Genomic DNA, 23252 nt, shown 5'->3' with positions numbered 1-23252 from the left:
CCGCGGATCTCGCGGAATGCCGCGCCATGTCTGGGAATTGTTACGTTATTCCCGCGGCCGCTGTGAAGTATCTCTCATCCGAGGAGGGCCCTCCGAAGGGTGTCGAGGCCGACAGACCCAAGGTTGAGGGCTCGCGTGTGGAACGTCTTGAGATCGAACTCGCTCCCCTCGGCAGCAGCCCGCTCGGCCAATTCCGCCCTGATCTGTTCCCAGAGGCGCTGCCCGACCTTGTAGGAGGGAGCCTGCCCCGGCCACCCGAGATAACGGTTGTACTCGAAGTCGAGCTGACCGTCCGAGATCGCAAGGTTCTTCCGCAGGAAGTCATAGCCCTTCTCGGGGGTCCAAGTGCCCGAACCCCAACGCTCGGGAACCTCGAGCTCGAGGTGCACGCCGATGTCGAACACGACGCGGGCGGCGCGCATCCGCTGAGCGTCGAGCATGCCCATCCGATCGCCGGGATCGGAGAGGTATCCGAGCTCGTCCATGAGGCGCTCGGCGTAGAGGGCCCAGCCCTCCCCGTGGCCGGAGACCCAGCAGATGAGTCGGCGCCAGCGGTTGAGCAGATCGCGGCGATAGACGGCGGTCGCACACTGGAGGTGATGCCCTGGGACGCCTTCGTGGTACACCGTCGTCGTCTCGGACCACGTCGTGAACGAATCCTCTCCCTCTGGTACGGACCACCACATGCGGCCGGGGCGGGAGAAGTCGTCGGAGGGCGCCGTGTAGTAGATGCCCCCGTCGTGCGTCGGAGCGATCATGCACTCGAGCTTGAGCATCGGCTCCGCGATTTCGAAGTGAGTGCCGGCGAGATCGGCGACGGCGCGATCTGCGAGTCCCTGCATCCACGCCCTGAGCTGCTCGGTTCCCTTGAGCTGGCGCGCAGGATCATCGTTGAGGGCCTTCTTGGCCTCCTCGACGGTCGCGCCCGGCTTGATCTGCTCGGCGACCGCCTCCTGCTCGGCGATGATCCGGTCGAGCTCGGCGACGCCCCACGCATAGGTCTCCTCGAGGTCTACGGTGGCTCCGAGGAAGCGGCGTGACGCTCGCGCATACCGCTCCCGGCCCACGGCGTCCTTTTCGGGCGCCTGCGGAAGCAATTCGTCCTCCAGGAAGTCGGCGAGCTGGCGGTAGGCGCCTGCAGCGGCGCGGCAGCCCTCGGCTAGCGAGCGGGCGACGTCGTCGGGCAGGCTTGCCCCGCCGTCGAGCCTCGCGTTCTCCGCCAGTCGGGCGAAGAAGCCGTTGCCTTCGGCCCCGTACTGGCGCGCCTGTCCGACGACGACGCGCACCTGCCGCGCGGCCGCAACCTTGCCGTCGGCGGCGGCTGCGCGGAGCGATGCAACATAGCCCTCGATCGCTGCGGGCACGTTGGCGGCTCGGCCGGCGATGTTGCTCCAGTCTTCCGCCGAGCCCATGGGCATGAGGTCGAAGACTGCACGGATGTGCTGCGCGGGGGAGTCGATGTTGTTGAGGTCGGCGAGCGTCCAACCGCTTTCGATTTCCTCGACGTCGAGGCCGAGGCGTTCGCGCATCGCGTCGAGGGTGACTTCGTCGACGTCGTCGGTGGGCTCGAGCGTTTCGAGCAGCGTAAGCGTCTCCCGGAAGAGTGCCAGGCGGGCTTGGTGCCCGGCTGGTGAATAGTCCGGGTATTCCGTCTCGTGGCCCGCGAAGCCGAGCTCCGTCGCGAGCGACGGGTTGAGCTCGAGGTGCCGATCGGTGAAGGTCTCGGCAGCTGCGTCGACGATCGAGGGTGCTCGCTGCGGGGTCTCGGTGGAGGCGTTCGAGGTGTTCTGAGTCACGCCTCCGAGCCTAGCCTCCGGGACCGACATCTGAAAGAACCCCTGCACACTTCGGCCCCCCTCCTCCGTTTGTTGGTCACGTCCCGCCAGTGGTGGGGCGTTTGGTGGTCAGGTCCGGCGGGTGGTGGGGCGTTTGGTGGTCAGGTCCTGCGGGTGGTGGGGCGTTTGTTGGCTCCTGCGCGGTTCTTGAGCTGCAACCGTCGGGAGGTGACTTCTGGATGGGTGGGCACCGTCGGGAGGTGACTTCTGGATGGGTGGGCACCGTCGGGAGGTGACTTCTGGATGGGGTGGGCACCGTCGGGAGGTGGCTTCTGGATGGGTGGGCACCGTCGGGAGGTGACTTCTGGATGGGTGGGCACCGTCGGGAGGTGACCCTTGGACGGAGGGGGGAGGGAGGGGCGGAGCGCCTTAGAACCGTCCCCGCCGCTGGTTCATCATGTGTCGCGGCCGGAGGGTCGCCCGGCGGATCCGCTCTCGCCGGCTCAGGGAAGTCGACGCTTCGGCAGCTTCCTCGGCCTCCTCTGAGGCCACGGCGGCGAGAACCGCCGTGAGTGCCGCGAGTTCCTCAGGCGTGGGGTTGCCCTGGGTGACCGAGAACAGGGGGGAGAGGACGACGGCGGGTGCGTCGCCGTCGTCGTTCGCTCCCGGGCCCCCGGTGCCGGGCGCGGCAGTTGACGGGCTCACAGCGGGATGTTCCCGTGCTTCTTGGCGGGCATCGAGGCGTGCTTGTCGCGGAGTGCCCGCAGTCCGCGCAGCAGCTGGACCCGGGTTTCGGAGGGGGCGATGACGGCGTCGATGTAACCGAGTTCGGCTGCCTGGTAGGGGTTGAGGAGCTCCTCCTCATAGTGGCGGATGAGCTCGGTCCGCTTCGCCTCGACGTCGCTCGCCGTTGCGCCCGGCTGCTCCGCAACCGCAGCGAGGTCACGCCGGTACAGGATGTTGACCGCACCTTGAGCGCCCATGACTCCGATCTGCGCCGTCGGCCAGGCGAGGTTGAGATCCGCGCCGAGCTTCTTCGAGCCCATCACGATGTACGCCCCGCCGTACGCCTTGCGGCAGATGACGGTGAGCTTCGGGACCGTGGCCTCGGCATACGCGTAGAGGAGCTTCGCTCCGCGCCGGATGATGCCCTGGAACTCCTGGTCCTTGCCCGGAAGGAAGCCGGGGACGTCGACGAGAGTGACGATCGGGATGTTGAACGCGTCGCAGTGCCGCACGAAGCGCGCCGCCTTCTCTGAAGCAGCGATGTCCAGCGTGCCGGCGAACTGGATCGGCTGGTTGGCCACGATCCCGACGGTGTGCCCCTCCATGCGCCCGTAGCCGATGATGACGTTCGGCGCGTAGAGGGCCTGCATCTCGAGGAACGCGCCTTCGTCGACGATGCCTTCGATGACCGTGCGCATGTCGTAGCCGTGGGTCGGCGAGTCGGGGACGAGGGCGTCGAGGGCGAGGTCCTCGTCCGTCTCTTCCAGTTCCTGGTCAGAGTCGAGCACGGGGGCCTCGACGAGGTTGTTCGACGGGAGGTAGTCGAGGAGTTCGCGGACGAATTCGATCGCGTCCTTCTCGTCCGAGGCGAGGTAGGTCGCGGTGCCGGTCGTCGCGTTGTGCTGCCGCGCGCCTCCGAGGGTCTCCATATCCACGGACTCGCCCGTGACCGTCTTGATGACGTCCGGCCCGGTGATGAACATGTGGCTCGTCTTGTCCACCATGACGACGTAGTCGGTCAGTGCGGGGGAGTAGGCCGCCCCGCCAGCGCACGGGCCCATGATGAGCGAGATCTGCGGGACGACCCCCGATGCGGCGACGTTGTTGCGGAAGATGTCCGCGAACATCGCGAGCGAGGCGACGCCTTCCTGAATGCGGGCGCCGCCGCCGTCGTTGATGCCGACCACGGGGCAGCCGTTGCGGAGCGCGAACTCCTGCACCTTGACGATCTTCTCGCCGTTGACCTGGCTGAGCGACCCGCCGTAGACCGAGAAGTCCTGGCTGTAGACGGCAACGAGCCGGCCGTCGACCGTGCCGTAGCCGGAGACCACACCGTCGCCGAGCGGCTTCTTCTTGGCCATGCCGAAAGCGGTGGAGCGGTGGACGGCGAGGGCATCGAACTCGACGAACGAATCCTCGTCCAGGAGCATCTCGATCCGCTCGCGCGCCGTGCTCTTGCCCCGCGCGTGCTGCTTCTCCACGGCTTCGGGGCCGGACGGAAGGAGCGAAGCGGCGCGCCGCTCGCGGAAGTCCGCGATCTTGCCGGCGGTCGTGGTCAAATCGTGGGTCACGCGGGCTCCAGCTCTCGGTCGAAGTCGGATTTGTCTCTGTCGATCTCGGATGTAGGTTCCGCACAATCAGCGGAGCCATTACCACAGTCTAGTGAGGCTAGCGCGGCTCCCATGTGTAGGAACCCTACAATTTCTGGTGCCCCTTGGGAGTACGACGACGCTCGTCGCCGAGTGCTTGCCCAGGCACCTTGTTACCGGTGAGTAACATTGCCTATGCTGTCCCCATGACCACCATCACATCGGGTGACGCCGCGTCCGCGAGACGCCCCGGGCTTGCTGGACGCACCCTGCTCATGAGCGGCGGAAGCCGGGGAATCGGCCTCGCTATCGCGAAGCGCGCGGCGGTGGACGGTGCGAACATCGTCATGCTGGCCAAGACCGGCGAACCTCACCCAAAGCTCCCCGGCACGGTCTTCAGCGCGGCGGAGCAGATCGAGGCGGCAGGCGGGCGCGCCCTCCCCATCGTGGGGGACGTGCGCCGCGACGACGACGTCGCCCGGGCTGTCCGGCAGGCCCTCGAGACATTCGGCCGCATAGACATCGTGGTGAACAACGCGTCCGCCATCGATCTCTCCCGCACCGACCAAATCGACATGAAGCGCTACGACCTCATGCAGGACATCAACGCGCGCGGAACCTTCCTCCTCTCCAAGCTCGCGCTGCCCGCCCTCCGGGAGGCGGCCCGCGGCGGGTCGCCGGCGCACATTCTCACGCTGTCCCCGCCCCTGAACCTGGAGCCCAAGTGGGCCGGCGCCCACCTCGCGTACACGATGGCCAAGTATGCGATGAGCCTCGTGACCCTGGGCCTCGCGGAGGAGCTCAAAGAAGAGGGCATCGCCGCGAACTCCCTGTGGCCGCAGACCCTCATAGACACCGCGGCGATTCGGAACCTCCCTCACGGCGGGGTGAACCCGGGGGCGTCGCGCAGCCCTGACATTGTCGCGGACGCGGCACACGCCATCCTGACGAGCGATCCCCGCACAACAACCGGCCACTTCTTCACCGACGAAGAGGCACTCCGCCGTGTGGGTGTCACGGACTTCTCCCGCTATAGCCTGGGGAAGCCCGAAGAGGCGCTCGAGCGTGACATCTTCCTCTGACGTGGGGTTTCGCCCAGCTTCCCCCTGACGCCGATCGCTAGGATTCCGGTATGGATCAGGACACGTCTGCGCATTCCGAGGCCCGCGGCCCCCTCGACCGGGAACGTCTGGGAACGGAGTTTGCGGACCAGGCCGGGCTCTCGCGGATCGAGGTCCTCGACGAGATTGGCTCCACCAACACGGAGCTGACCCGTTTGGCCAGCGACGAGCCGGACGCGTGGGGAGACCTCGCCGTTCTCGTCGCGGAGCGGCAGACCGAAGGGCACGGTCGCCTGCATCGGCCTTGGGCCTCGCCCGTGGGTGCCTCGCTCACGGTCTCGATCCTCCTGCGTCCGCACAACGCCGCCGGGCGCCCCCTGCCGACGCAGTCCTATTCGTGGTTCTCGCCCCTTGCCGCCCTCGCGCTCCGAGAGGCCCTCGCCCAGATCGCGGGGATCGAATCGGCGCTCAAATGGCCGAACGACGTCGTCGTCGACGGGCTCAAGATCTCTGGCATCCTTGCCCATCTCGCCCCGGGCGCGCATGGCGAGCCGCCCGGCGTCGTCCTCGGGACGGGTGTCAACGTCTCGCTGCGCGAGGACGAGCTCCCGGTTCCAACCGCGACGTCGGCGAGCCTCGCCGCAGGCCGCCCCGTCGACCGCACGGCACTTCTCGCGAGGTACCTCGAGGAGTTCGCGCGGCGCTATCGCGCCTTCTGCGCCGTGAACGGCAATGCGGACGCCCCGCTCGACGGCGGTCGAAGTCTGCTCTCGCGCGTTCAGGACGCGACCATCACCTTGGGCCGGCGAGTGCGTGTCGAGCTCCCGGGCGGCCGCCGGCTCGAGGGCCGTGCCACGGGCTTGGATGGGCACGGCTCGCTCCAGGTCGTCGAGGACAGCGGCGAGCGGCACGCCGTGTCCGCGGGCGACGTCGTCCATCTCCGCCCAGCCGACGGCGGCTATGCGTAGGCAGCTCTCCCCAGGGGAGCAGGTGATCGTCGACACACGGCGACATGGGTCCCTCCTCGTGTTCCCCGCCGTCGCCACCGTGCTCATCTGCGGGCTCGCGGCGTTCGCCGCCGGATGGCTGTCTCGGGGACGCCTAGACGCCGTGCTGCCATGGGTCCCGGAGGGATCGGGGCCTTGGCTCGCCCTGGCTCCCGCCGTTCTCGCTGCGTGGATGGTCGTTGCGTACCCGGTGCGGCGTCTCTTGGCGTGGGGAGCGCTCCGCTACACCCTGACGAGCCGTCGCATCCTCCGGCGCCAGCGGGGATTCCGGCGCAGCGAGCGTGAGCTCCCGCTTGCCATGGTGAGCGACGTCGCGGTTCATCAAACTATCCTGCAGTCGCTCGTGCACTCGGGTTCGATAACCTTGACGACAGGGCAGGCCGCGAGCCTACGGCTCGACGACGTGCCCGAGGTGCGCAGCTTCCGACAACTCGTGCTGGACGCGATCGATGAGCTGCCGCCGGATCAGGGCTTCGCGGACGACGGCGGGCTGCCGCGTCTTGACGGACGGGCGGGCTGCCCGGACGCACCGCCCTGGGAGCTGAGAGAGTACTGATGGAGGGCGACATGGACGACGAGCTGCCTCCTTCCGTGCCAGCAGACGTCGACGACGATCCGGCCGCGCCGAACGCGGCGGCCGTTGAGGCCGCAGCGGAATCTGTGGAAACCGGGCCGACTGAAGCGGAGAGGCGGGCGGTGGGCGATTACCGGCGCGCCGCGAAGTCGCTCGAGAATCTCCTGCTCGGAGGCGAACGCACGCTCAAGCGGCGCGAAGTCGCCCAAGGGGTCGGTCTCTCGCTCTTCTCCGCCCGCAAGCTCTGGCGGGCGCTTGGAATGCCGAACTTCACGGACGACGATCTCGCCTTCACTACCGAGGACCTCGAGCACCTCAAGCTCATGCCGAATCTCGTCCGGAATGGTGTGCTCACGGAGGACGCCGCGCTCTCGGTGACCCGTGCGATCGGCCAGATGACGGACCGCATGGTCGTCTGGCAGGTCGAGGCGCTCATCGAGGACATGGTGGCGACGCAGGGAATCTCGGACGCGGAGGCACGCGTCCGTCTCGTCGAGGAACTGCCGAACCTCATCGAACCGCTCGAGGAGATGCTCGTCTATTCATGGCGGCGGCAGCTGAGCGCAGGCGTCCAGCGTCTCGCGGTCCGCGCTCGGGAAGGGCTCGAGGCGAGCGAGGAGGGCCGGACCGGCGGCGAGGACGACGCGCCGCTACCCCTTGCGCGGTCCGTTGGATTCGCCGACCTCGTCTCCTACACGAGCCTCTCCCGCCGAATGAACGAGAAGACGCTCGCCCGGCTTGTCCAGACCTTCGAGAACACGTGCGCTGAAGTCATCTCCGTGGGGGGCGGCCGGCTCGTCAAGACGGTCGGGGACGAAGTCCTGTACATCGCCGAGACTCCGACGGCGGGCGCCGAGATCGCGCTTGCGCTCTCCCGCGAGATTGCGGCGGACGAGCGTCTCCCCGAGGGGCGCGTGGCGATGGTGTGGGGGCGCGTGCTGAGCAGGCTGGGGGACATCTACGGCCCGACGGTGAATCTCGCGGCGCGCCTCACGGCGATCGCGGCCCCCGGGCAGGTGCTTGTGGACGAGCTCACAGCCGGTGTCCTCGGGAGCGATGCACGGTTCGTTCTGAGTCCCCTCGAGGCCCAGAATGTGCGCGGATTCGGCGAAGTACGGCCGGTCGCGCTGAGCAGGGGCGAGGGCACGGGTATCGTGCTCGACTGATGGCTCACACAAGGGGGATACCTATGGCCGGCGGCGAGGAGACTCCCGAGCAGCAAGCGAGACTCGTGTTCGATGTCGGTGCGGCAACAGATCGTGGCCTTGTCCGTGAGCTCAACGAGGATTCGTATCTCGCACGTGAACCGGTGTTCGCGGTGGCCGACGGAATGGGCGGGCATGAGGCAGGGGAGGTCGCGAGCGGCCTCTGCATCGAGGCCCTGGCTGACAAGGAGATGCTGCCCGCGGGGCAGCCCGTGACGATGCTCGACGTCGTCCTTGCGGTCCGGCGCGCGGACTGGGCGATCCGGGAGGCCACCGGAGCCCGGGCGGGCACGACGCTCGCCGCAGCTTTCAGCGCGAACGACGACGACGGCGCCCCCGCTTGGATCGTCGCCAACGTCGGCGATTCGCGAGTGTACGCAGCCGACCACGGCGAGTTCGACCAGATCACAGTCGATCACTCCGAGGTCTGGGAGCTCATGGCGAGGGGAGAGATCACGCGCGAGGAGGCCCGGGTGCATCCGCGGCGCAACGTCGTGACGCGCGCCCTGGGCACCGGCTTCGACGCGGACCCCGACCTGTGGCTGCTCCCGGCCTTCCCCGGCCAGCGCCTGCTCGTGTGCTCCGACGGGCTCACGACCGAGCTGGAGGATCTGGAGATCGCGGCCATCCTGCGGGAGAACCCAACCTCGCAGGCAGCCGCGGATGCTCTTGTGGCCGCGGCGCTCGAGGCCGGTGGCCGCGACAATGTCACGGTCGTCGTCGTCGGGGTCGAGTCGGCAGACGAGGGCCCCCTTCCCGTGTCGGAGGGGTAAGGCAAGATAGGACACGTGAGCGCAGAATCCGTGACCCCCGAAGCCGCCACCCCGTCTGCGACCCTCCGGGAGGAGTACGAGTCTCTCGCCGAGGAAGTGCGGCGGCACCGGGCGCTCTACTACAACGAGGATGCGCCGGTCATCTCGGACGCGGAGTACGACGCGATGTTCCGCCGGCTCGAGGAGTTCGAGGCGCTCCATCCCGAGCTTGTCTCCAACGATTCCCCTACGCAGGAAGTCGGCGGCGAGGCCACGGCGGCGTTCGCCCCCGTGACGCACCTGAGCCGCATGTACAGCCTGGAGGACGTCTTCTCGATCGAGGAGCTCGACGCGTGGATTACGCGGGCCGAGGCGAGCATCGCCGGCTTTGGAAACCTCCCGCCGGTCCGGTGGCTCACTGAACTCAAGATCGACGGCCTCGCGATCAACCTGCTCTACCGCCGGGGCGAGCTCGTACGGGCTGCGACCCGCGGCGACGGCAGGACGGGTGAGGACGTGACGCACAACGTCTTCACCATCAAGGACATCCCGCGTCGGCTGGCCGGGACGGACCACCCCGAGGAAGTGGAGATCCGGGGCGAGGTCTACATCCCGACGAAGGCGTTCAACGAGTTCAATGAGGCGCTCATCGCCGACGGCAAGGCGCCGCTGGCCAATCCTCGCAACGCGGCCGCCGGATCGCTGCGCCAGAAGGACCCGGCCGAGACGGCGAAGCGCCCACTCAGCATGTTCGTCCACGGGGTGGGCGTGCGCGAGGGGATACCGGCCAGGAGCCAGTCGGAGACGTACGAACTCCTTAAGTCGTGGGGACTGCCGACGAGCCCGTACTACGAGGTGTTCGAGAGCTACGGGAAGGTGCTCGAGTTCATCGAGACCTACCGCGAGAAGCGGCACAGCCTCATCCACGAGATCGACGGCATCGTCATCAAGGCCGACGACTTCGCGACGCAGCGCGCACTCGGTCACACGAGCCGCGTGCCCCGCTGGGCCGTCGCGTTCAAGTACCCGCCGGAGGAAGTCCACACGAAGCTCCTCGATATCGCGGTGAACGTGGGCCGCACCGGCCGTGTGACGCCGTTCGGCGTCATGGTTCCCGTCAAGGTTGCGGGCTCGACCGTGGAGATGGCGACCCTGCACAACCAGGACGTCGTCAGGGCGAAGGGCGTCAAGATCGGCGACATCGTGATCCTCCGCAAGGCGGGCGACGTCATCCCGGAGATCGTGGGCCCGGTCCTCGCCCTGAGGGACCAGCAGGATCCGCCCGTGCGGGACTTCGTGATGCCCACCGAGTGCCCATCGTGCGGGACGCCGCTCGCGCCCGCGAGGGAGGGCGACGTCGACATCCGCTGCCCCAACGCCCGCTCGTGCCCCTCCCAGCTCCGCGAGCGGGTCTTCCACCTCGCCGGACGTGGGGCATTCGACATCGAGGCGCTCGGCTGGGAGGCTGCGGTCGCCCTGACCCAGCCTGCCGAGCCCGAGGTTCCCCCGCTTGAGAACGAGGCGGGGATCTTCGACCTCACTCCCGAGGTCCTGCGCGACGTCAAGATCCGCCGCCAGAAGCGCACCAAGGGTGTCGCCTCGGGCGAATGGGAGCTCGTTCCGTACTTCTGGAACAAGACGCAGACCAAGCCGACCGTCAACACCGAGCGGCTGTTCCGGGAACTCGAGAAGGCGAAGAGCCAGCCCCTGTGGCGCGTCCTCGTGGCCCTCTCCATCCGGCACGTCGGGCCGACGGCGTCCCGTGCCCTCGCGACACGGTACGGCTCGATGGACGCGCTGCGCGAAGTCCTCGCAGCCCCGGATGCGAGAGAGCAGCTTGCCGAGGTCGACGGCGTCGGGCCGATCATCGCGGACGCAGTCATCGAGTGGTTCGCCGAGGACTGGCACCGCGAGATCGTAGACCGGTGGAAGAACGCCGGCGTGCTCATGCGGGACGAGCAGCACGCGTCCACGCCGCGCACGCTCGAGGGCTTGACGGTCGTGGTCACTGGCTCGCTCAAGAACTTCAGCCGGGACGAGGCCAAGGAGGCCATCATCATCCGCGGGGGGAAAGCTTCCGGTTCAGTGTCCAAGAACACCGACTACGTGGTGGCGGGGGAGAACGCCGGCTCCAAGCTCGACAAGGCAGAATCGCTCAACCTGCCGGTGCTCGACGAGGATCGTTTCCGGATCCTGCTCGAGCAGGGACCCGCGGGTCTAGGCGATGCGCCAGCCGTCGAGGAAGGGCAGGCAGGGGACGACGAAGCGGAGACTTCGGAAGTCCTCGCGGCAATCGCGACGGACGAGGACGAGTGATGGACTACACCGAGGACTTCCTGGCCGATCTCCTGACTACAGCTCGACGGGCGGCCGCCGCCGGCGCAGCCGTGCTGGCCGGACGGGACGGGGCGCAGCTGAGCCAGGAGACGAAGAGCTCCGGAAGCGACTGGGTCACGGAGTTCGATCTCGCTGCGGAGCGCGCCGTCCGGGCGGTCCTCGCGGATGAGAGGCCGCGCGACATCGTGACCGGTGAAGAGCAGGGGACTACGATCGTCGACTCGCCGAGCGGCTTCCGGTGGTCAATCGACCCGCTCGACGGCACTACGAATTTCATCCGGGACATCGTCTACTACGCGACCAGCGTCGCAGTCGCCGACGAGCACGGCAGGTGGCTAGCCGGCGTCGTCCGTGCCCCCGCGCTCCGCCGGGAGTACTGGGCGGTTCACGGGGGCGGCGCCTTCAGAGCGGACGACGGCGGTGAGCCGCGAGCGCTCGACGGTCCCCTTCCGGGCCGGGACACCGCGGGTTCGGCCCTGCTCGCGACGGGCTTCAGCTACGATCCGGCCATCCGGGCCGAGCAGGCTCGTGCGCTGCCCGGGCTCATGGACGGGTTCGGGGACATGCGTCGCCTCGGCTCGGCCGCCCTGGACCTGTGTCTAGTTGCAGACGGCACCCACGACGCCTACGGGGAGCGCGGCCTGAACGAGCACGATTTTGCGGCAGGAGCACTCATCGCCGAAGAGGCCGGCTGTTGGGTCAGGCGCCCGCAGCTCACGAGCCCGCTCGAAGGCGGACCCTCGGCCGAGGAGCGCCTCGCCCTGTGGACCTGCGCCGGCGGCATCGAGTTCTCGGGACGGTTCCCCGTCGAATGAGCGCAGCGCGAACGGGCACACCTCGAGTGAGCGGAGTCGTGATCCGTGAGGCCACCGCGGTCGACTTCCCAGAGATTGCCCGGATCACCCGTGAGGCGTATCTGGGGGCCGGCTATTTCGAGGACGCCGAACATCCTTACATGCGGCAGGTCGTCGACGTGGCGTACCGGGCCAAGCGTGGCACGGTGCTCGTGGCCGAGAGGGACGGACGGCTTGTCGGCTCCGTGACTCTCATGGCGCATGGCGACGGCTTCGACCAAGTGGCGCGCAAGGGCGAGTTCGAGTTCCGCCTCCTCGTCGTTGACCCCGCGGTCCAACGCACCGGGGCGGCGACCGCCCTCGTAGCCGAGGTCGAGGCGAGGGCACGACGCGCGGGCGCGACCGCCGTCGTCCTCACCACGGGCATCGACTGGGTTGCCCCGCACGCCCTCTATGCGCGCCTCGGCTACGAGCGCGCGCCCGAACGGGACTGGCCGATCGAGGGGACCGACATCTGGCTGCCCGTCTACCGGAAGCCCCTCACCTAGGCCCGTCCAGGGGTCACCTCCCGTCGGTGCACGCCCGTTCAGGGGTCACCTCCTGTCGGTGTGTGCCCGTTCAGTGGTCACCTCCCGTCGGTGCGTGCGGCTGGATCAATCGCACAGCTCGTACCGGTGTTCGGGACGCCCTGTCGCGCCGTAGCGGAGCCGGATCTCGATCGAGCCGTCGTCCGCGAGCGCGGCAAGATACCGCTGGGCGGTCGCGCGCGAGACACCGACGACGGCGGCGACCTCGGCGGCCGAGAGGAGACCGCCGGAAGCGAGGGCTTCGAGCACTGCGGTCTCCGTGCTCGAGCGTGGGCGGCCCGGCGCGCTCGGTTCCCGCGTGCCGAGCAGGGACCGGCGTGCGCGGTCGAGGCTGGCCTGATCGAGGTTGCCCGGCGTGCCTAGCATTCGTCGGAAGCGTGAGTAGCCGCGGAGGACGGTCTCGAGTTCGTCCGCCCCGAAGGGCTTGATGAGGTAGCCGAGGGCGCCTCGCCGCAGGGCGTAGCGGATCGAGTCTGGATCGGCCGCTGCGGTGAGCATGATCGTGTCGGCGTCGAGACTGGGAAGGAGCTCGAGACCGGGCGTGTCGGGGAGGTACACGTCGAGCAGCACAAGGTCGGGCCGGAGCGCGTGCACGGCCTGCAGTGCCAGTGCGGCGGTCCCAACCGGGGCGAGAGCCGCGAAGCCCGGGATTGCTTCCACGTACGTGGCGTGGACGCGCGCGACGTGGAAGTCGTCGTCCACAATGAGGACTCTGAAGTCGGTCATGGCTCGGTCCTCCCGACTACCCGAGCGCCAAAGACCGCGCCTGGTCCACCCGGGCGACCTGGCGAGATGACCCACACTTCTCCGCCGCGGCGCCGAGCGAGCTGGCGGGCGAGGGGGAGGCCCAGACCGTGCCCGGCGGGCGGTTCGAGGTCTGCTTCGTACGGCGCAGAGGGCGTCGTTGTGTACCCGGGCTCGAAGAGGCGCGGCGGAGGCACCGGACCGATCCCATCCCCCGAGTCAGAGACAACGAGGTGCAGTGTTGGGCCATCGTCGAGGAGTTCGACCTCGACCCAACGCTCCCCGTTCCCGTCCTGGGAGCCGGCGACGGCGGCACGAACCGCGTTGTCGACGAGGTTGCCGAGGACGGTTGTCACGTCCTGTGGGGCTGAGACGGGCCGGCGCACGAGCGTCGAGTCGCCTAGCCGGAGGACCACTCCACGCTCGGCGGCCTCGATGCCCTTTGCTCCGAGGAAGGCTTGAAGCCCGGGGTCGCCGAGGAGCTCTGCCTGCTCCAGGGGATAGTCGAGCGGACCCGAAGAAGCCAGCTGTCCGAGGTAGGCGCGGGCCTGCGAGGCCTCGCCGATGTCCAGAAGCCCTGCGACAGCGTGGAGCTGGTTGCTGAACTCGTGCCGCTGGGCGCGTAACGCCTCGCTCAGCGCCCCGACGGCATCGAGTTGGCGGGTTAGGCTCTGCAGCTCGGTCCGGTCACGGAGCATGACGACCCACCCGAGCGATCGGAGACCATGGATGACGCGCCGAGCGGTGGCGACGAGGACCCGCTCCCCAACCACGAGCTCCCGGGCAGGTTCGTCAGCGGCGCTGGCCGTGGTGAGCGACTTCAGGACGTCGGGGACGTGCGCCGCAGCCCAATCGGAACCTGTGAAGTCGGGTGTGTCTCCGAGTAAACGCCGAGCTGCTGCGTTGACGACCGTCACCCGTCTTGTCCGCGAGATCCCGATGACACCTTCGTCGATACCCCGCAATACGGCTTCCTGGTCCTGGACGAGTGTTCCGATGTCCTCTGGCTCGAGCCCGAGGGTGAGCTGGGAGAGCCGACGGCGGAGGGCGAGCGAAGCGAGCGTACCGACGGCAAGGGCCAGAGCTGCGGTTCCGGCTACAGCGAGAGCGTCGGCGCCGAGGCTGTCGCCGACACTTGAGCGCGCGAAGCCCGTGCTGACCTCGCCGACGACCGTACCGGGGGCTTGGCGGGCACCGATCGGTGCGAAGATCGGCACCTTGGCGCCGACCGACGGGCCGAGCGTCCCTGTATTTCGGACAGTCTCCTCGTGTCCGGCGAGGGCGACGTCCGGCGCGGTGCTCACCCGTTCCCCGAGCCGTGCCGGATCCGGGTGCGCGAGGCGGAGGCCCTGCTCATCGGTCACGACGACGAAAAGGGCCCCGCTGCGCTGGCGGATCGCCTCTGCTGCGGCCATGACTGGCCCAGCGGCCAGTTCGGCCGGTGGCGGGGTGCCGCCCTCCGCCGCGACTGCGGCTACCTCTCGCCGCAGAGCAGGGTCCGCGGCGGCGGCGCGCGCGAGGGTGAGGGCATTCTGCTCGGCCTCGGTCCAGAGTCGCTCGTACGCGAGCCATAGGTGAGCGCCCGCGGCAAGGGCGACAGCGAGCAGGACGGCCGCCAGCTGGAGCAGGAGGATCCTCGTCGAGAAGCGCAGGGCGCGGCGACCTTTCCGGCTTGGGGCGCGCTCCGTCGTCGTGCTCATGAGCCCATGCTAGGGCTGCGCAAAACGCGCAAAACCCGGAAAATGCGCACTACCCACGGCAACTTCGGCAAACCCTTCTCTCGTTCCACCAGGCCGCTACGGTCTGTACCGCGCATCACACCGTGGTGATGCCCTTCACAGAGAGGAGTCAGCGATGCTGGTACTGCTCGGCTTCGCGATGATCGCCGTCTTCATGGCGCTCATCATGACCAAGAAGCTCACACCGGTGCTCGCGCTCATCATCGTGCCGACAGTCTTCGGACTGTTTGCCGGAGCCGGTCTCGGCATAGGCGACATGGTCATCACGTCAATGAAGTCCATGGCTTCGACCGCCGCCCTGCTCATGTTCGCGATCGTCTACTTCGGGCTCATGATCGACGTCGGCCTCTTCGACCCGCTGGTGAGGTTTATCCTCCGAAAGCTCGGCAATGACCCCGCCAAGGTCGTCTTTGGCTCCGCCCTGCTCGCTGCAGCTGTCTCGCTCGACGGCGACGGTTCGACGACATTCATCCTGACGACAGCCGCCATGCTCCCCGTTTACCTCCGTCTCGGACTGAGCCCCGTCGTGCTCACATGCGTCGCGGGCCTCGCGAACGGGACGATGAACATCCTCCCGTGGGGCGGCCCTACGGCGCGTGCTGCGGCCGCGCTGAAGATCGACGTCAACGATGTGTTCGTTCCCATGGTTCCGTCGCTGCTGGCCGGCCTCGTCCTCGTCTTCCTGTTCGCGTGGCGCCTCGGCCTCCGCGAACGGCGTCGCCTTGCCGTGGAGCGCCCCGAGGTGTGGGGGCCGGGAGGCTCCGGATGGGCTTCCGACCGCGGCGCCCGGACCGGGAAGCGGACGACGCCGGGTGGCGGCCTTGCGCTCGCAGACTCACCCCTGCCGGTGACCACCTTGGTGGACGATGACTCGATGGCGGGCACGGCCCTCGACCCCACGCGGACCACCCTCCGGCCGAAGTTGTTCTGGTTCAACCTCGCGCTCACGATCGGGATCATGGTGCTCCTCGTTGCGAACATCCTCCCGCTGCCGTATGTGTTCATGGTGGGAGCCGCCGTCGCCCTCGTGGTCAACTTCCCGCGGGTCAAGGACCAGGCGGCGCAGCTCGTCGCCCACGCGCCGTCGATCGTCGCCGTCGTCTCCATGGTGATCGCTGCCTCGGTGCTCACTGGCGTACTCACGGGCAAGATCGGCGGGACCACGATTGTGCAGTCGATGTCCTCGTGGCTCGTCTCGATCATTCCCGCAGACGCTGGGCCGTTCATGGCGGTCATCACGGGCATCCTTTCGATCCCGATGACGTTCTTCATGAGCAACGACGCGTTCTACTTCGGAGTCCTGCCGCTTCTTTCTGAGACCGCCAGCCACTACGGGGTCAGTGCCGCTGAGATGGCGCGAGCCTCCATCACCGGACAGCCCTTCCACCTGCAGAGCCCGCTCGTCCCGGCGATCCTCCTGCTCGTGTCCCTCGCCAAGGTCGAGCTCGGCGATCACCACAAGCTCGTCCTGTGGCGGACTGCCGTGATCTCCCTCGTCATGCTCGCGGTCGGCGTGCTCATCGGGGTCGTCGGCATCGGCTAGTCGCGTCCCCTCGTCCCTCCGCCCGTTCAACCGTCACCTCCCGACGGTTGAACGGGGCGCGGGTCCCGGGCGCTGCCGGGAGGGGCGACGCAACGCCGCGAGCCCGCCGCACGACTAGACTGGACGGCGATACCTAACCACCGCACAGGGGAGATCCATGGCTGAGATCACTCGGGATGACGTTGCGCATTTGGCGCAGCTTGCGCGCATCGAGATGAGTGCACATGAACTGGACCGGATGGCGGGGGAGCTCGCCCACATCGTCGACGCCGTCAAATCGGTGAGCGAGGTGGCCGCCCCGGATGTTCCTGCGACGTCCCACCCGATCGCCCTCAGCAACGTCTTCCGCGAGGACGTCGTGGGCCATGTGCTCACACCCGACCAGGCGCTCTCCGGCGCCCCCGACGCCGACGACCATCGGTTCAAGGTCCCGGCCATCCTGGACGAGGAGTGAGCGCCGCGATGAACGAGCTGATTACGAGCACGGCCAACGAGCTGGCCGAGAAGCTGTCCGCCAAGGAGGTCTCCTCCGAGGAGGTCACCCAGGCGCACCTCGATCGAATCTCGGAGGTCGATGAGCAGGTCCACGCGTTCCTGCACGTCAACACGGAGGAGGCGCTCGCCGTCGCCCGCGAGGTCGACTCGATCCGTGCGGCAGGCGGGGACGACGCCGCGGCTCTCCATCCGCTGGCCGGCGTCCCGATAGCGATCAAGGACCTCATTGTCACGGTGGGGCAGCCGACGACGGCCGGATCCCGCATGCTCGAGGGCTGGATGAGCCCCTACGACGCGACGGTCATCAAGAAGATCCGGGCGGCGAAGCTGCCGATGCTCGGCAAGACGAACCTCGACGAGTTCGCCATGGGCTCCTCGACGGAGCACTCGGCTTTCGGGCCGACCCGCAACCCGTGGGACCTCGAGCGCATTCCGGGCGGCTCCGGCGGCGGGTCGGCGGCCGCGGTCGCCGCGTTCGAGGCGCCGCTCGCGCTCGGCACCGACACCGGCGGCTCGATCCGTCAGCCCGGCGCGGTCACGGGAACGGTCGGCGTGAAGCCGACCTACGGCGCTGTGTCCCGCTACGGCGCAATCGCCATGGCGTCGAGCCTCGACCAGATCGGCCCGGTCTCCCGCTCGGTGCTCGACGCCGCGCTCCTCCAGGAGCTCGTGGGCGGCCACGATCCGTTCGACTCGACTTCCCTCACGGACTCGTTCGACACGCTCGTCTCGGCGGCCCGCAACGGCAGCGTCGAAGGGCTCCGGATCGGCGTCGTCAAGGAGCTCGGCGGTGAGGGCTTCCAGCCCGGCGTGGAGGCTCGTTTCCGTGACGCCCTCGAGATGCTCCGCGGAGCGGGTGCCGAGGTCGTCGAGGTTTCGTGCCCGAATTTCCGATACGCGCTCGGCGCGTACTACCTCATCATGCCGTCCGAGGTCTCCTCGAACCTCGCAAAGTTCGACGGCGTGCGTTATGGCCTGCGGGTCCTGCCGAAGGAAGGCCCCCTCACGATCGAGCGAGTCATGGGCGCCACGCGCGCCGCAGGGTTCGGGGAAGAGGCGAAGCGTCGCATCATCCTCGGCACGTACGCGCTCTCGGCGGGTTACTACGACGCCTACTACGGCTCTGCCCAGAAGGTCCGCACGCTCATCCAGCGTGACTTCGACGCCGCTTTCGCAAAGGCCGACGTCCTCATCTCCCCGACGGCCCCCACGACAGCGTTCCGCCTCGGCGAGAAGCTCGACGACCCGCTCGCCATGTACCTCAACGACGTCGCCACGATCCCCGCGAACCTCGCGGGGGTTCCCGGCCTGTCCCTCCCGGGCGGCCTCGCCGACGAGGACGGCCTGCCCGTCGGCATCCAGCTCCTCGCACCTGCCCGCGAGGACGCGCGCCTGTACAAGGTGGGTGCTGCGCTGGAGTCCCTGCTCGAAGCGCAATGGGGCGGCCCGCTGCTGTCCAAGGCGCCGGTCCTCGGGGCCGCGAAGACCGGAGAGGTGAACTGATGTCTGATCCCACGCTGTCCTTCGACGAGGCCATGGAGCAGTTCGATCCCGTCCTCGGCTTCGAGGTCCACGTCGAGCTCAACACAAAGACCAAGATGTTCTCCTCGGCCCCGAACGCTTTCGGCGACGACCCGAACACGAACGTCAATGAGGTCGATCTGGGCCTCCCGGGCGTCCTCCCGGTCGTGAACAAGGCGGCGGTCGAATCGTCGATCAAGATCGGCCTGGCGCTCAACTGCGAGATCGCCGAGTCCTGCCGCTTCGCGCGGAAGAACTACTTCTACCCCGATACGCCGAAGAACTTCCAGACCTCCCAGTACGACGAGCCGATCGCCCACGACGGCTGGATCGACATCGAACTCGAGGACGGCGAGGTGTTCCGCGTCGAGATCGAGCGTGCCCACATGGAGGAGGACGCCGGAAAGCTCACTCACATGGGCGGGGCGACTGGCCGCATCCAAGGTGCTGAATACTCGCTCGTGGACTACAACCGGGCAGGCGTCCCGCTCGTCGAGATCGTCACGAAGCCGATCGTCGGCGCCGGACGCCGCGCCCCCGAGCTCGCCCGCGCCTACGTCTCCGCGATCCGGGAGATCGTGAAGAACCTCGGGGTCTCCGACGCGCGGATGGAGCGCGGCAACGTCCGCTGCGACGCGAACGTCTCCCTCATGCCCAAGGGCGCTACGAAGTTCGGCATCCGGTCCGAGACGAAGAACGTGAACTCGCTGCGCTCTGTCGAGCATGCCGTCCGCCATGAGATCCAGCGCCATGCCGCGGTCCTCGCGGGTGGCGGGACGGTCACCCAGGAGACGCGGCACTGGCACGAGGACACGCGGACGACGACGGCGGGTCGCCCCAAGAGCGACGCCGACGACTACCGCTACTTCCCGGAACCCGACCTCGTCCCGGTCGTCGCAACGCGCGAGTGGGTCGAATCCATCCGCGCCCAGCTCCCCGAGCCGCCGGCTGAGCGACGCAAGCGTCTCAAGGCCGCGTGGGGGTATTCGGACCCGGAGTTCCGCGACGTCGTCAACGCGGGCGTGGTGGACGCCATCGAGGAGACCATCTCTGCCGGGGCTACTCCGGCCGCCGCCCGGAAGTGGTGGATGGGCGAGATCGTGGGCCGCGCGAAGGTCGCCGACGTCGAGCCTGCTGAGCTCGGGGTCACGCCCGAGGCCATCGTCGAGCTCAACGGCCTCGTGGAGGGCGGAAAGCTCAACAACAAGATGGCCGCGCAGGTGCTCGACGGCGTGATCGCGGGCGAGGGAACGCCGACTCAGGTCATGGAGGCCCGCGGACTCGTCCTTGTGTCCGACGACGGCGCCCTCCTCGAGGCGATCGACTCGGCTCTCGCAGCACAGCCCGAAGTCGCCGAGAAGATCCGCGGCGGCAAGGTCCAGGCCGTCGGCGCGATTGTGGGCGGGGTCATGAAGGCCACCCGTGGTCAGGCCGACGCGGGACGCGTGCGCGAGCTCATCCTCGAGAAGCTAGGGGTCAACGCGTAGGGGCTGCCCGTCGTCGTCCTCTCTGCCGCTACACCGCCGGGCCCGGACCTTCTGGGCCCGGCGGTTTGCGTTCTACTCTGGGCCCCATGACCTCACCCATCCACCTCCATTCCACCGTCCTCGGAGCGCCCGACCCGCAGCAGCTCGCGCGTTTCTACGCGAATCTCCTCGGCTGGGAATTGGGTGACGACGATCGGGAGTGGGCCACGATCGCGAGTCCGACGGGCGGAGGGAAGCTGTCATTCCAGCTCGAGGAGAACTTCGAGCGCCCGGTGTGGCCGGAGGAGCCGGGCCGGCAGCAGATGATGATGCACCTCGACCTCAAGGTCGATGACCTCGCGAGGGCAGCCGCGCATGCAGCAGAGTGCGGAGCCAAACGGGCCAGCCATCAGCCGCAGGACGATGTCATCGTCTTCTTCGACCCGGCGGGCCACCCGTTCTGCCTCTTCGAGAACTGATCGCGGCGTAGTCCCCGGAATTCTTAGGGTCTTCTTAGACGCCGTTTCCTACTCTGGATTCAGTACCGGAACGTGTCCAGACGAAGGAAGCACATGCCTGCACAGTCCTCCACCCGCCCCGAAACCGCGGCCGCGCGTGTTCTCGGCCTCGACTTCCCGGCTGGTGGCCACCAGCCCTCGGCAGTGCGGTGGATTGCGGCGACCATCGTCGCAGTCGTCGGCTCCGTTGCGGCCTGCGCGGCTCTCGCTGCGCTCGGCGTCGCGATGTTCCCCGCCACTGCCGGCTACGAGCACTTCCGCTTTGCCGACTACACGAAGCTCACCGTCATCGGCGTCGTCCTGGCGTGCGTGGCCTGGCCCATCGTGACCTGGTTCTCGACGCGCGCGTGGAAGCCGTTCCTCGTGCTCACGGTCCTCGTCACGCTCGGCGGCCTCGCCCCCGACGCGTGGATTCTCTACAAGGGCCAGCCGGCCGATGCCGTCGGCGTTCTGGTCCTCATGCACATTGCCCTGGCGCTCGTCACCTATCCTGCGCTGGTCCTCATCGCGCCTCAGCGGAAGTCGGCGCAGCGCGCTGTTCCGCTTGAGCGATAAGTTCGCCGACCAGCTCTCGGAGCACGTCCGCGACGATCTGCACGGAGTGTCGTCTCGCGTTCTCCGGCCGGATGAGCAGGTCAATGCTTCGCCGAGTCGCAATCCCTTCGAGGGGGCGGAGCACGACGCCGGGCGGCAGCCCGACCGCGGCCGTGTACCGCGGGAGCAGTCCGAGGACGCCTCCGCCGGCCACGACGGAGGCGACAGAGGAGTAGTCGTTGATCCGGTGGGCCACTTCAGGCGCTCGGCTCGCGACCGCGCCGATCGCCGCAAGCACGTCCGCGGGGGAGTAGCCAGCGCGGCTGGAGACCCAGGATTCGCTTGCCACGTCTTCTGGCCGGAGCGAGGTACGCGCGGCAAGTGGATGTCGGGCTGGCACAGCGACGTCGAAGGGCTCCCGCGCGAGCGGCACTACGACGAGCCGGTCCTCGGGCCATTCGTCGCTATGAGCCATGCGGTGCGCGAGGACGACGTCGTAACGGCCGGTCAGCGCCGGGAAGCCGTGCTGGGGCACGTCCTCGTCGGCGAGGCGTAGGCGTGGGGAGGCGCCGCCGTCGGCCGCTCCCACTGCGAGACGGGCGGACAGGCGCCCGAAGAGCGCCTGTCCCGCGGAATGGAATGCGCTCACCGAGACCGTCCCGACTGGGTCGTCATGAAAGGCGCCGATGGCAGCGCGGGCATCGGCCATTGCGCGGACGACGGCGCCGCCAGCCTCCGCGAGGACCTTGCCGGCGTCTGTGAGGACGAGGCTGCGGCCCTCCTTGCGCGTGAGCGGAACGCCTGCGCTGCGGGTCAGGAGGGCCAGCTGCTGGGAGACGGCCGACGGCGTGACGAGCAGCTCCTCCGCAACGGCCTTGACGCTCCCGAGCTCGCCGAGTTCGCGGAGGATCTGCAGTTGCCGGACATCCATGAAGAAATCCTAAGGGTTCATGGGGCATACGCTAATCTTCCTAATTCGACTTTTGCGGCGTGAACTCCGATATCTGGATGACTCGATCGGGCTTGAGCCCGGGTTGGAGTGCATGGGTGATCAGGACAATGCAAGCGCTCTGCGACCATTCGGTCATTTCTTCGGCCATTACGGCAACACTCTGGGCGTCGACACCGTTGAAGGGCTCGTCGAACACCGCGAGATCGAAGCTTCCGAGGGTATTGATGACGTACCAGAGCTTTTTGGCCGTCCCGGTGGACAGGTTTCCAGCGTTTTCGTTCAGCCAGGGGGTCAAGCCGAGAGTCGTGGCGCGACGGAGCCCCGTTTCACGGTCTACGCGGCGAGCTGTCGACGCCAACGCGATGTGGTCGTGGACGGTCAGGAGGGGAAAATGCGACGGCTCAGCGCGGCAGACCCGACGCCGTGCCCGCGTCCGTGCCTCGTGCGCGTTCACCCCTGCAATATGGACCTTCCCCGACCACGGTCTCAGGTATCCGCTTACGAGCTCCGCGAAAGTGGATTTCCCGGAGCCATTCGGTCCTGCGAGGAGAATGAGTCCAGGGGCTTCGACGGCAAGGCTGGCATCCACAACGATGGGTGCGCCCTCTACATGGCCGGCTGTGACCTTGATGAACTCGATGGCAGGTGGAGAATCCGACGGCGCAGGCACAGGGCAGCGATTCCTATCAAGACGAGGGTGTAGAGGACACTTCCGATGAGGCCGATGTTGCGCGGAGCGAGGGCCGTCCCCGCGGCAGGGACCGCGCTCAGGAACGTTATGAGCGCAGAAGCCAGAGATGGTTCGGCCGAGCCATCCGCCTGACTGAAGGTGGTTCGGCTCAAGCTCCCGCCGAGGATTGTGGCCGCCGCAGTGGAGGCGACAATCGGGGCCGCCATCCAGAACGGCACTCCGTCAACGGCCCATCCGAGGAGGATGGCTCCAGGAGACACGAGGGTGACCGCGAATGCCGTCTGGCCTATGAGGACGGCAGCAACAACCGTCCTGACGTCGGCCCCGCTTTCCCACATGAATCGAAGCCTAGGTATCAGGACGACGGCGCCGTTGTCTCGGGAGACGAAGTCAGCCACGGTCAGCCCCGCCATGAATGCGAGCCATGTGAGGAGACTGTCGATATTGCGGCCGAGTGGGAATTCCTCGACGCGTAGGCCCCCGATCCTAAGAGCCGCAACCACCACCGACCCGGTGATGAGGAGCCAAGACACATTCGCCGCCATTCGTAGATAGCGGGAATGCGTGAGATGGATCCACAGGGCGTTGGAGATGCTGTCAATTCCGCGACGCGGCAAAGGCAGGATTTTGCGGGAATGAACA

General features: G+C 68.0%; 22 protein-coding genes. 14 read left to right on the top strand and 8 right to left on the bottom strand.

The window, feature by feature from the left end:
• Positions 1 to 74: 74 nt before the first annotated feature.
• The 3 genes from LK10_RS17310 to LK10_RS17300 all read right to left on the bottom strand — a co-directional run bounded on the left by LK10_RS17310 (position 75) and on the right by LK10_RS17300 (position 4072).
• Positions 75 to 1826 (bottom strand): DUF885 domain-containing protein, encoded by a 1752-nt coding sequence (locus LK10_RS17310; protein WP_081998637.1) that lies wholly within the window; start codon positions 1824 to 1826, stop codon positions 75 to 77.
• Positions 1827 to 2204: 378 nt separating this feature from the next.
• Positions 2205 to 2480 (bottom strand): acyl-CoA carboxylase epsilon subunit, encoded by a 276-nt coding sequence (locus LK10_RS17305; protein ID WP_043126379.1) that lies wholly within the window; start codon positions 2478 to 2480, stop codon positions 2205 to 2207.
• Entirely contained in the window at positions 2477 to 4072 is a 1596-nt protein-coding gene (locus LK10_RS17300; protein WP_043126376.1) for an acyl-CoA carboxylase subunit beta, read from the bottom strand. The genes LK10_RS17305 and LK10_RS17300 overlap by 4 nt, the downstream gene beginning before the upstream one ends.
• A gap of 224 nt (positions 4073 to 4296) precedes the next feature.
• Here LK10_RS17300 and LK10_RS17295 point away from each other — a divergent pair, with 224 nt between their 5' ends.
• From LK10_RS17295 to LK10_RS17260, 8 genes are read left to right on the top strand one after another with little or no spacing between them, the layout of a single operon-like run.
• Positions 4297 to 5172 (top strand): SDR family oxidoreductase, encoded by an 876-nt coding sequence (locus LK10_RS17295; protein ID WP_043126374.1) that lies wholly within the window; start codon positions 4297 to 4299, stop codon positions 5170 to 5172.
• 50 nt (positions 5173 to 5222) lie between these two features.
• Positions 5223 to 6119 (top strand): biotin--[acetyl-CoA-carboxylase] ligase, encoded by an 897-nt coding sequence (locus tag LK10_RS17290; protein ID WP_043126372.1) that lies wholly within the window; start codon positions 5223 to 5225, stop codon positions 6117 to 6119.
• A gap of 22 nt (positions 6120 to 6141) precedes the next feature.
• Entirely contained in the window at positions 6142 to 6714 is a 573-nt protein-coding gene (locus LK10_RS17285) for a PH domain-containing protein (protein WP_197061980.1), read from the top strand.
• An 11-nt stretch (positions 6715 to 6725) separates the two neighbouring features.
• Positions 6726 to 7898 (top strand): adenylate/guanylate cyclase domain-containing protein, encoded by a 1173-nt coding sequence (locus tag LK10_RS17280; RefSeq protein WP_156144234.1) that lies wholly within the window; start codon positions 6726 to 6728, stop codon positions 7896 to 7898.
• A gap of 23 nt (positions 7899 to 7921) precedes the next feature.
• The gene (locus tag LK10_RS17275; protein ID WP_052207514.1) at positions 7922 to 8710 is read left to right on the top strand and encodes a PP2C family protein-serine/threonine phosphatase; all 789 of its coding nucleotides are present in this window, start codon (positions 7922 to 7924) and stop codon (positions 8708 to 8710) included.
• Positions 8711 to 8716: 6 nt separating this feature from the next.
• Complete coding sequence (gene ligA, locus LK10_RS17270) at positions 8717 to 11005, top strand: NAD-dependent DNA ligase LigA (RefSeq protein WP_052207513.1); 2289 nt, start codon at positions 8717 to 8719, stop codon at positions 11003 to 11005.
• Positions 11005 to 11841, top strand: coding sequence for an inositol monophosphatase family protein (locus tag LK10_RS17265; RefSeq protein WP_043126367.1), 837 nt, complete (start codon positions 11005 to 11007; stop codon positions 11839 to 11841). Before ligA ends, LK10_RS17265 begins: the two co-directional genes overlap by 1 nt.
• On the top strand, positions 11838 to 12368 hold the full coding sequence (locus LK10_RS17260; RefSeq protein ID WP_043126365.1) for a GNAT family N-acetyltransferase: 531 nt from the start codon (positions 11838 to 11840) through the stop codon (positions 12366 to 12368). The genes LK10_RS17265 and LK10_RS17260 overlap by 4 nt, the downstream gene beginning before the upstream one ends.
• 105 nt (positions 12369 to 12473) lie before the next feature.
• Here LK10_RS17260 and LK10_RS17255 read toward each other — a convergent pair whose 3' ends face one another.
• Positions 12474 to 13133 (bottom strand): response regulator, encoded by a 660-nt coding sequence (locus LK10_RS17255; RefSeq protein ID WP_043126362.1) that lies wholly within the window; start codon positions 13131 to 13133, stop codon positions 12474 to 12476.
• Positions 13130 to 14851 carry a sensor histidine kinase gene (locus LK10_RS17250; protein WP_197061979.1) on the bottom strand — a complete coding sequence of 574 codons (1722 nt, stop codon included), beginning with the start codon at positions 14849 to 14851 and terminating at the stop codon, positions 13130 to 13132. Before LK10_RS17250 ends, LK10_RS17255 begins: the two co-directional genes overlap by 4 nt.
• Positions 14852 to 15005: 154 nt before the next feature.
• Here LK10_RS17250 and LK10_RS17245 point away from each other — a divergent pair, with 154 nt between their 5' ends.
• The 6 genes from LK10_RS17245 to LK10_RS17220 all read left to right on the top strand — a co-directional run bounded on the left by LK10_RS17245 (position 15006) and on the right by LK10_RS17220 (position 20988).
• Positions 15006 to 16433, top strand: a complete 1428-nt coding sequence (locus tag LK10_RS17245) for a CitMHS family transporter (protein WP_043126360.1) — start codon at positions 15006 to 15008, stop codon at positions 16431 to 16433.
• A 157-nt stretch (positions 16434 to 16590) separates the two neighbouring features.
• Positions 16591 to 16887 carry an Asp-tRNA(Asn)/Glu-tRNA(Gln) amidotransferase subunit GatC gene (gene gatC / locus LK10_RS17240; RefSeq protein ID WP_043126359.1) on the top strand — a complete coding sequence of 99 codons (297 nt, stop codon included), beginning with the start codon at positions 16591 to 16593 and terminating at the stop codon, positions 16885 to 16887.
• An 8-nt stretch (positions 16888 to 16895) separates the two neighbouring features.
• Entirely contained in the window at positions 16896 to 18431 is a 1536-nt protein-coding gene (gene gatA / locus LK10_RS17235; RefSeq protein ID WP_197061978.1) for an Asp-tRNA(Asn)/Glu-tRNA(Gln) amidotransferase subunit GatA, read from the top strand.
• The gene (gene gatB / locus LK10_RS17230) at positions 18431 to 19936 is read left to right on the top strand and encodes an Asp-tRNA(Asn)/Glu-tRNA(Gln) amidotransferase subunit GatB (RefSeq protein ID WP_408021467.1); all 1506 of its coding nucleotides are present in this window, start codon (positions 18431 to 18433) and stop codon (positions 19934 to 19936) included. Before gatA ends, gatB begins: the two co-directional genes overlap by 1 nt.
• 86 nt (positions 19937 to 20022) lie before the next feature.
• Entirely contained in the window at positions 20023 to 20394 is a 372-nt protein-coding gene (locus tag LK10_RS17225) for a VOC family protein (protein WP_043126355.1), read from the top strand.
• Positions 20395 to 20487: 93 nt separating this feature from the next.
• A complete protein-coding gene (locus LK10_RS17220; protein WP_043126352.1) occupies positions 20488 to 20988 on the top strand; it encodes a hypothetical protein in 501 nt (166 codons plus the stop codon).
• Here the strand turns inward: LK10_RS17220 and LK10_RS17215 are convergent.
• The 3 genes from LK10_RS17215 to LK10_RS22405 are packed head-to-tail and all read right to left on the bottom strand — an operon-like array spanning position 20936 to position 23227.
• The gene (locus tag LK10_RS17215) at positions 20936 to 21898 is read right to left on the bottom strand and encodes a LysR family transcriptional regulator (RefSeq protein WP_043126351.1); all 963 of its coding nucleotides are present in this window, start codon (positions 21896 to 21898) and stop codon (positions 20936 to 20938) included. The genes LK10_RS17220 and LK10_RS17215 overlap by 53 nt on opposite strands.
• Positions 21899 to 21938: 40 nt before the next feature.
• Positions 21939 to 22508 (bottom strand): ABC transporter ATP-binding protein, encoded by a 570-nt coding sequence (locus tag LK10_RS22410; RefSeq protein ID WP_197061977.1) that lies wholly within the window; start codon positions 22506 to 22508, stop codon positions 21939 to 21941.
• Positions 22509 to 22525: 17 nt separating this feature from the next.
• Positions 22526 to 23227, bottom strand: a complete 702-nt coding sequence (locus LK10_RS22405; RefSeq protein WP_197061976.1) for a hypothetical protein — start codon at positions 23225 to 23227, stop codon at positions 22526 to 22528.
• Positions 23228 to 23252: the final 25 nt, after the last annotated feature.

The organism is Sinomonas humi, assembly GCF_000802235.1.
Taxonomy (GTDB): domain Bacteria; phylum Actinomycetota; class Actinomycetes; order Actinomycetales; family Micrococcaceae; genus Sinomonas; species Sinomonas humi.
The sequence above is the reverse complement of the archived record's forward strand: the minus strand, read 5'-3'. Positions and strand labels throughout refer to the sequence as shown.